A 7,295-nucleotide genomic window follows, 5' to 3' on the forward strand; every position below is an offset into this window, starting at 1 on the left:
TGGGCCAGTCTCGCGACTGTTTAGGGTGAATTTCCCGCCGTCTTTTCGATCGGGCGGCTGGCACACAACTCCGCTGATCACAGGAATACCATGGAAGGATTCCGCCCTGACCGCCGTCAATTCATCAAGCTGTGTACCGTAGCCGGCATTACCGTCTTTGCCGCGCCCGCTCTGTGGCAGCTGAGCCGTGCCGGCCAGAAGGCCGCCGACGTGAAAATGCCCGGCTGGCGCGGCGAAGGCCCGGATCCCGCGTTTCGCACCGACGGCCTGGCCAAGGTCACCGGCCACAAGATCTATGGCCGCGATTACCGCGCCCGGGATATGCCCGGCTGGCCGCAAAATCAGCACTACGCGCTGGTATTGCGCTGCAATCGGGTTGAGCGTCAATTTACCGGTTTCGACTGGTCGCAGATTCCTGCAGACGCGCAACCCTACGAAAAGATCACCGCGGAATCCCTTGCGGAAAAGGGGCTCAAGCTACCGCCGTTTTACGGTGACGATATGTTGCTGCCCCAGGGGGGCTCGCCACATTACTACGGCCACGCGGCGGCCATGTTGCTATTCGACGATTTTGACAAGTACGCGACGGCCAAGCAGGCGCTGCAATTCAACGAACAGGTGATCCGCTTTGGCGACGAAACACCGCCGGTGCGCCGCGATCCCTACGCGGCCTGGCGGATTATCCGTGTTGAAGGCGAGGGCGGGCCCACCGGTGAGGATCGCTACTCGCCGTTACAGGACGGCATCTTTTTCCCCCAATACCGCAACCGCCAGGTGGAGTGGCCCACGGAAGCCAATCAGGCGGGCAATGTCAGTGAACGCGGTATCTACTACGCGAACCAGATTCGCAGCGAGGTCGAACGGCAGGCTGCCGTCGGAAACTGGCATCTGGTCCGGGGGGATTACCGCACCCAGATTGTCGAGCCGATGATGATGGAACCAGAGGCGGCCAACGTCTGGCTCGATGGCGATCGCAAAACGCTGCATCTTGTGCTCACCACCCAGTCGCCGCAGGACTTCCACGAGAAGGCCGCACACCTGATCAGCCAGAGCGAGTTGGCCGACCGGATTGAAAACTTCGTGGTGCACTCTGCGTTTATCGGCGGCGGCTTCGGTGGCAAGGACCACACGATATTTCCCTATTACGGGCTGATGGCGGGGCTGTTTGGGCGCGGGCCGGTGCGTCTTGCCAACAACCGCTTCGAGCAGTTCCAGACCGGTCTCAAGCGCCATCCGTTCCACATGAAAAATACCCTGGCCGTTGACAAACAAACGGGCAAATTTCAGGCGCTGGTGTCGGAAATGCAGGCGGATGGCGGAGGCCGCGCGAACTTCAGCGCCAGTGTGGCCATGGTGGGCGCGAGCGCGATACAGAGTATTTACTATTTCCCGCGCAACGATATCGCTTCCACCGCCAACCAGTCGATGAATGTGGATTCCGGTTCGATGCGCGGCTACGGCACCCTGCAGACCATGAACGCCATGGAGATGATGGTGAACCAGGCGGCCCACGAACTGGGCATCGATCCCATTGAATTGCGTCTGCGCAACGCTTCCGAAACCGGCTGGCGAAATACCCAGGGCGCGGTACCGCAAGTACGCGTGCGCTATCGCGAAATGCTCGAGCGGGCCGGCCAGCACCCGATGTGGAAGGAGCGCGCGCACCGCAAGCAGATGTTCGAAGAGCGCAATCCAAATTATTTCTTTGGCACCGGATTTGCCATTGCCACCAAGGACTTTGGCACCGGCTCCGCCGCGCCCAGCGCTGCGGTGCAGATTGACGAAAACGGCCGACTGTCACTGAGTATCGGGTTTATCGAGATGGGTACCGGCACCCAGACTTCGCAGGCAATGTTGCTGGAACCTCTACTCGGCCGACCGGCGGACGAATGTCACCTGGCCGTGGTGGATGCCTGGCAGGCGCTACAGCAGTTCCAGACGGAAAGCCCCTATACCATGAGCCAGGAGCACCAGGACAAGATGTCCACCAATCCGCTGTGGACCCCTGTGGTTGCCATGGCCAGCTCCGCTTCCATGTCCGCCTATTTCCAGTCACATCCCGTTGTGATCGCGGCGCAGATCCTGTTCAAGCACGGGCTGCTGCCGGCGGCCCGGAGCCTGTGGCAGCGCGATGCACTGGATCCTGCGGAGTTGGTCTGGCGCGACGGAGCCCTGCATTTGCCGGATCCCGAGATGCCGCCGCTGCCGCTGGCCAAACTGGCCGCGGAGGCGCACAGGGCGGGGCAGGTTACCGGCGTCATGACCCATGGCTTCAATCGCTGGGCCTGGAGCGATGCGGATTTCGAGCTGGACGGAGAAAAAAGTACCTGGGAGATCGACGGGCTGGCACTGCGCCGGGGCGGGCAGGGCGGCCCCGGCGGGCGCGTAGTGGCGGGCGAATACGAAGTGCAAAAGCGCAGTGCGGTGCGCTATCCGAAGACGGCGCTCAACAACGCGATGGTCACCTATTACGCTCCCTGCGCGGCACTGGTGGAAGTGGCGGTGAACAGGGGCACCGGCGCGGTGGAAATACAGGGGCTGCAGAATTACCTCGACTGCGGTCGCCCCATCGTGCGCGCTCTGGTCGAGGGGCAGATAGAAGGGGGCATTGCCATGGGGGTCGGCCATGCGCTCTATGAATACCTGCCGCCGCTGGGGGAGGGGGCCGGTAACGGCACCTGGAACCTGAACCGATATCAGGTGGCGCTGGCAAAAGATGTGGCTGTGTGGAAACAGCAGCACGAAATCCTGCCACCGGAATCCGATAACGATCCCCCCAAGGGCATTGCCGAAGTATGCGCGGTTCCGATTGTCGCCGCACTCAGCGAGGCGATTTTTCAGGCCACCGGGCGACGCTTCAACGACACGCCGGTAACGCCGGAAATTTTGCGCCGCGCGCTGAATCCGGAGGTTTAGATGGGCAAGATTTCGGTAACGATGGTGGTTAACGGCGATAAAGTCGGCCCCATGGAGGTATCGGAATACACCTCCATGCTGGATTTTCTGCACGAATACCTGAATCTCACCGGCACCAAACTGGGTTGTGGTATCGGCGTTTGCCGCGCCTGTGAAGTGGTGGTGGAGCGCGACGATGGCAGTCTCGAGGTGGTGCGTAGCTGCATCAATAATGTGGGCCGATTCATCGATAAAAAGGTCACCACAGTTGAGGGACATGCGCGGCGCAACGCCGACGGCGAGATCGAACAGCTGGCGCCAATCCAGCAGGCATTTCTCGAGCATTTTTCCTTTCAGTGCGGCTGGTGCACCCCCGGTTTCGTCAACGCGGCAATGGTGCTGATCGACCGCCTGAAGCGGGAGCCCGTCGCCGCCGAAGACCTGGAGGCAACTATCAGCGAAGCACTGCAGCACCATATTTGCCGCTGTACCGGCTATGTGCGTTACTTCCGCGCGGTCAAAGACGTCATCGAGTCCACACCCGGGCTGGTCAAGTCGGAGGGGTAATATGTCGATGCGCACTCCGCTTTGCCTGTTGCTCGCCTTGTGCTTCGCGCAGTGGGCGGTAGCGCAGACTGAATTTGAGCGCGGACGCTACCTGGCCGCTGCCGGCGACTGCGTAGCCTGCCATACGGCGGCAAACGGCCGGCCGTTTACCGGTGGCCGTCCCTTCGTGACGCCGTTCGGCACGCTCTACTCGACCAACATCACTCCGGATGAAAAAACCGGAATCGGTCAGTACACACTGGAGCAGTTCACCGCCTCAATGCACCGGGGCAAGGGGCTGCACGGCAACCTGTACCCGGCCATGCCCTACACGTCCTATCGCCTGGTCAGCGACGAGGACATTGCCGCGCTGTTCCACTATTTCATGAACCTGCCCGCGGTGGAAAACAGTCCGCCGGCCAACAGACTGATGTTCCCAGCCAACCTGCGTTTCGGTCTCAGTTTCTGGAACTGGCTGTACCTGGACGATGAACCGCTGGCACAGCCGGAGGGCAAAAGTGCGGAGTGGCAGCGTGGCAATTACCTGGTCAATGCGCTGGGCCATTGTGGTGAGTGCCATACACCGCGCAACTTTGCCTTTGCCATGAAAGGGGCCCCGTCCATGGGCAGTGATGAATACCTGGCCGGCAATGTGCTGGAGGGCTGGGACGCCGTGGACATTCGCCCCCATGCGCTGCGTCGCCAGGGCTGGGATCGGGCGCACCTGCAGGAACTGTTCACTACCGGCAGCAGTGAACGCGGCACCTTGTTCGGCGAGATGTATCGGGTGGTGGATCACAGCCTGCGCCACCTGAGCGGCGACGATCGCAATGCGATCATCACCTACCTGCTCGACGAGTCAGAGCCGTTACCAGCAGTGCCGAATAACACGGGCGCGGCTTCCGAGCGATTTCCTCAGGGGAGGGGCGATTTCGTCGCCTACTGTGCCGGCTGCCACGGGCGCGGCGGCGGAGGGATTACCCTGGCTTTTGCGCCGGCGATGGCGAGCAATTCGAGTCTGCGTGCGGACAGTGCGCACAATGCCGTGGCGGTTATTCTGCGCGGACTGCCGGCGCAGCGCCGCGACCGTATTCAGGCCCGCGCCGGTATGCCATCGTTTCATCGCGAACTGGATGACGAGCGGGTGGCCGGGCTGGTGAACTTTATGCGCACTGCCTGGGGCGGTGCCCGGCAAGAAGTCACTGCTGCGGATGTGGCAGAAATTCGCAGGGCACTCGACGATGAGGGCTATCTGACCGGAAACGACCAATAACCCGGCGCTTTCCATTTCAGTGCCGGGCGCGTCGGCGCTCACGATGCACCGACAGCAATACCTATAACACAGCGAGCAAGCGGGAGCGGTTTATGGAGACAGCCACACTGGTATTGGCCGCCGGTTATTCGCGCCGCTTTGGCAGCGACAAGCGGCTGGCCTGCGTCGACGGAGAGCCGATGTTGTTGCGCACGCTGCAGTGGGTGTATGCGGCGATGGACAATCTGCCTGGCGGAGAGATCCAGATCGTATTGCGCGCGCGGGATTCGCTGGTGGCGTCGATGGTGTCGCGCCTGCGGGGAAATACGGCGCTGCACTGGCTTTACGCTCCGGTCTGGCCCGTGGGGTTGGGGGTGAGTATTGCCGCGGGTCTGGACGCGCTGCTACAGCGCAGTGGGACCTGCCCCCCGCGCGCAGTGGCGCTGTGTCTGGGGGATATGCCGTTCGTGCAGCCGCAGACGCTGCGGCACCTGCTGGCAGTGGCGCGGCCGGATACCATCTGTGTGCCCACCTGGTCCGGGCAGCGGGGTCACCCGGTTGTTTTCGGGCGGGCATTCTTTCCGGAGCTGCTGGCGTTGAAAGGTCGCAGTGGCGCTGCGCGGGTTCTGCGTGACCGGCCGCAGGCCATTGTGGAAGTTCCCGTGGACGATCCCGGAATTACTCAGGATATTGACCGGCCGGAGGATTTTCATGCAGCAGTGCATGGGGATCGAGCCGATACAGCTTGCGCAGCTCTTCATACAGCTGCGGATGTTCCGCCCGCATCGCCATGGGGCTGACAAAAAATGCCTCGGTGGCCACGGCGAAGAATTCCGCCGGTGACTCCGCGCCGTAAAAATCCAGCACTTCATGATGATGCGCGGCCGAGTGCGGATGGTCGCGCCTTTGACGCAGCCGCTTGAATTCCCGGCCGAGTACGGGGGCCCAGCTCTTACCGCTACTGCCATTTTCGAACAGCGGGCGGCCATCGTAGTAGCCGTCTTCTTCGTCCAGCTTGTGGGCGAACTCGTGCAGTGCCACATTGCGGCCCCGCTGCGGAAAACGCAGGTCTTCGGCGAGATCTCCCCAGGACAAAACCACTGGTCCGCGGTAGTGGGCCTCGCCCTCGCGGGCACTGTGTGCAGTGGACTCCACGTAATTTTCGACACGGGTTTCCCGCGCCACATAGGTGTCCGGATAGAGCAGTACGGTATACAGATCCGGATAGCAGGAATTTTCCCGCCCCAGCAACAGCAGGCAAGCGTGTGCCGCCACCGCGACGCGCATCTGTTCGGTAACGGCCAGATCTTCGCAGCCGACAAATTCCTTGCTGCGCAGAAACAGGGAGATATTCCCCTGTAGTTCCCGTTGCATCGACGGCGTCAGATGGCGGTACAGGGGCAGGGCCTCAGTCAGTATCCGCTGTTGTGTCGCCGTTAGCGGCCTCGAACGCAGATAGCGGCGGCGCAAGCGCTGATAGTAAATCGGCACCAGCCAGATAAGGATGGCGAGGAGAATAATGGCCAGGAAGGTAAGCACGGGCACCCTGTTCGATTGGCGGAGTTTTTCTGATTCTAGGGAATTCCGTACTTGCGCGCGAGCCGGTCGATATCCTCCTGGGGGCGCCGGCGTTTGGTGCATTTGATCTTAAACTCCTGGGTCACGTGGCTGTCCATGTCCTGCGGCACCAGTTCGCGAATCTCCGCGCAGTAGTCACCTCGCTGAATAAAGGTGCCGTTCGCGGTCATGTACTCCGCATTTGGTGGTGTGAATTTCTTGACGCGATTGCGCTCGTGCTCCAGGCGGTTTCTGAGGCCAGCGTCAAAGACTGTGGAGCGGCTTTTGGCGCCCTCGACGGGTGCTTGCGGGGGCGCGCTCAGTGGTTCGGGCCGAGTGTCAATGCGGGGCTGAGTACTTTCAATTTTGGGCTGTCGGGGCTTGGGAACTGCTTTTTGCTCTGGTTTTGTTTCCGGTCGCGTCCGGGTTTCTTTGTGTGCCTCTGGCGAGGTGCGTTGTGCGGTCGGTTTCTCTTTCGGTACCGGCGTTTGAATGTGGCGGATGGTTACCTCGAATGGGCGCCGGTCGGCAGCGGTTTGCAGGTGCCAAGTGACGGGAATCAGTAACAGCGCCGCGTGGAAGGCGAGTGCTATGGCCAGGGTGATGGCCAGGCGTTTACCGGCGGGACTGTGAGGGTTTGTCGCAGGGGGAATTGGGGCGGCGTATTGCACGGGCTGCTCAGTGTCGTCCTTTACTTGGTTTGCTCCTGGGTAGTTGGAGTTTCGGTAGGTGGGGATGGTTCCGGGATTGGTGCAGAGGAGGGGGTATGTCGACTCGGGAGGGTGGACTTCAAAACGCTTTGGCGTTTTGGATCTTGCTACGTCGCAGTAGAGTTGATTGAAGTTTGGGGGGAATAACCGACCGGGCGAATCTTACTAAAAGGCATGATATGCGTGTTGAGGGAGGCTCGGGAGGATGGACTTCAAAACGCACTGGCGTTTTGAACCCTGCGGGCTCGCTGCGCTCGGTCTCAACTCGCGGCGCGAGTTGATCGAACCTAGGGAGGTGCTCACCCGACCAAACGCGCCATACAAAAAAGGGAGCC

Annotated in this window: 5 protein-coding genes and 1 pseudogene; 4 read left to right on the forward strand and 2 right to left on the reverse strand. The window is 61.3% G+C overall.

What is annotated here, in order from left to right:
- Nucleotides 1–90 precede the first annotated feature (90 nt).
- The 4 genes and pseudogenes from IG168_RS14960 to IG168_RS20690 all read left to right on the forward strand — a co-directional run.
- Nucleotides 91–2,916, forward strand: a complete 2,826-nt coding sequence (locus IG168_RS14960; protein ID WP_193165225.1) for a xanthine dehydrogenase family protein molybdopterin-binding subunit — start codon at nt 91–93, stop codon at nt 2,914–2,916.
- Nucleotides 2,917–3,462, forward strand: a complete 546-nt coding sequence (locus IG168_RS14965) for a (2Fe-2S)-binding protein (RefSeq protein ID WP_193165226.1) — start codon at nt 2,917–2,919, stop codon at nt 3,460–3,462.
- A gap of 1 nt (nt 3,463) precedes the next feature.
- A complete protein-coding gene (locus tag IG168_RS14970) occupies nt 3,464–4,714 on the forward strand; it encodes a cytochrome c (RefSeq protein WP_193165227.1) in 1,251 nt (416 codons plus the stop codon).
- Between the two features lie 92 nt (nt 4,715–4,806).
- A pseudogene (locus IG168_RS20690) lies at nt 4,807–5,319 on the forward strand (nucleotidyltransferase family protein); the annotation flags it as partial.
- 52 nt (nt 5,320–5,371) lie between these two features.
- Here the strand turns inward: IG168_RS20690 and IG168_RS14975 are convergent.
- Nucleotides 5,372–6,232 carry a M90 family metallopeptidase gene (locus tag IG168_RS14975; RefSeq protein ID WP_193165228.1) on the reverse strand — a complete coding sequence of 287 codons (861 nt, stop codon included), beginning with the start codon at nt 6,230–6,232 and terminating at the stop codon, nt 5,372–5,374.
- A gap of 35 nt (nt 6,233–6,267) precedes the next feature.
- Nucleotides 6,268–6,921, reverse strand: a complete 654-nt coding sequence (locus tag IG168_RS14980; RefSeq protein WP_193165229.1) for a hypothetical protein — start codon at nt 6,919–6,921, stop codon at nt 6,268–6,270.
- Nucleotides 6,922–7,295: the final 374 nt, after the last annotated feature.

It is taken from the genome of Microbulbifer hainanensis (assembly GCF_014904735.1).
Classification (GTDB): domain Bacteria; phylum Pseudomonadota; class Gammaproteobacteria; order Pseudomonadales; family Cellvibrionaceae; genus Microbulbifer; species Microbulbifer hainanensis.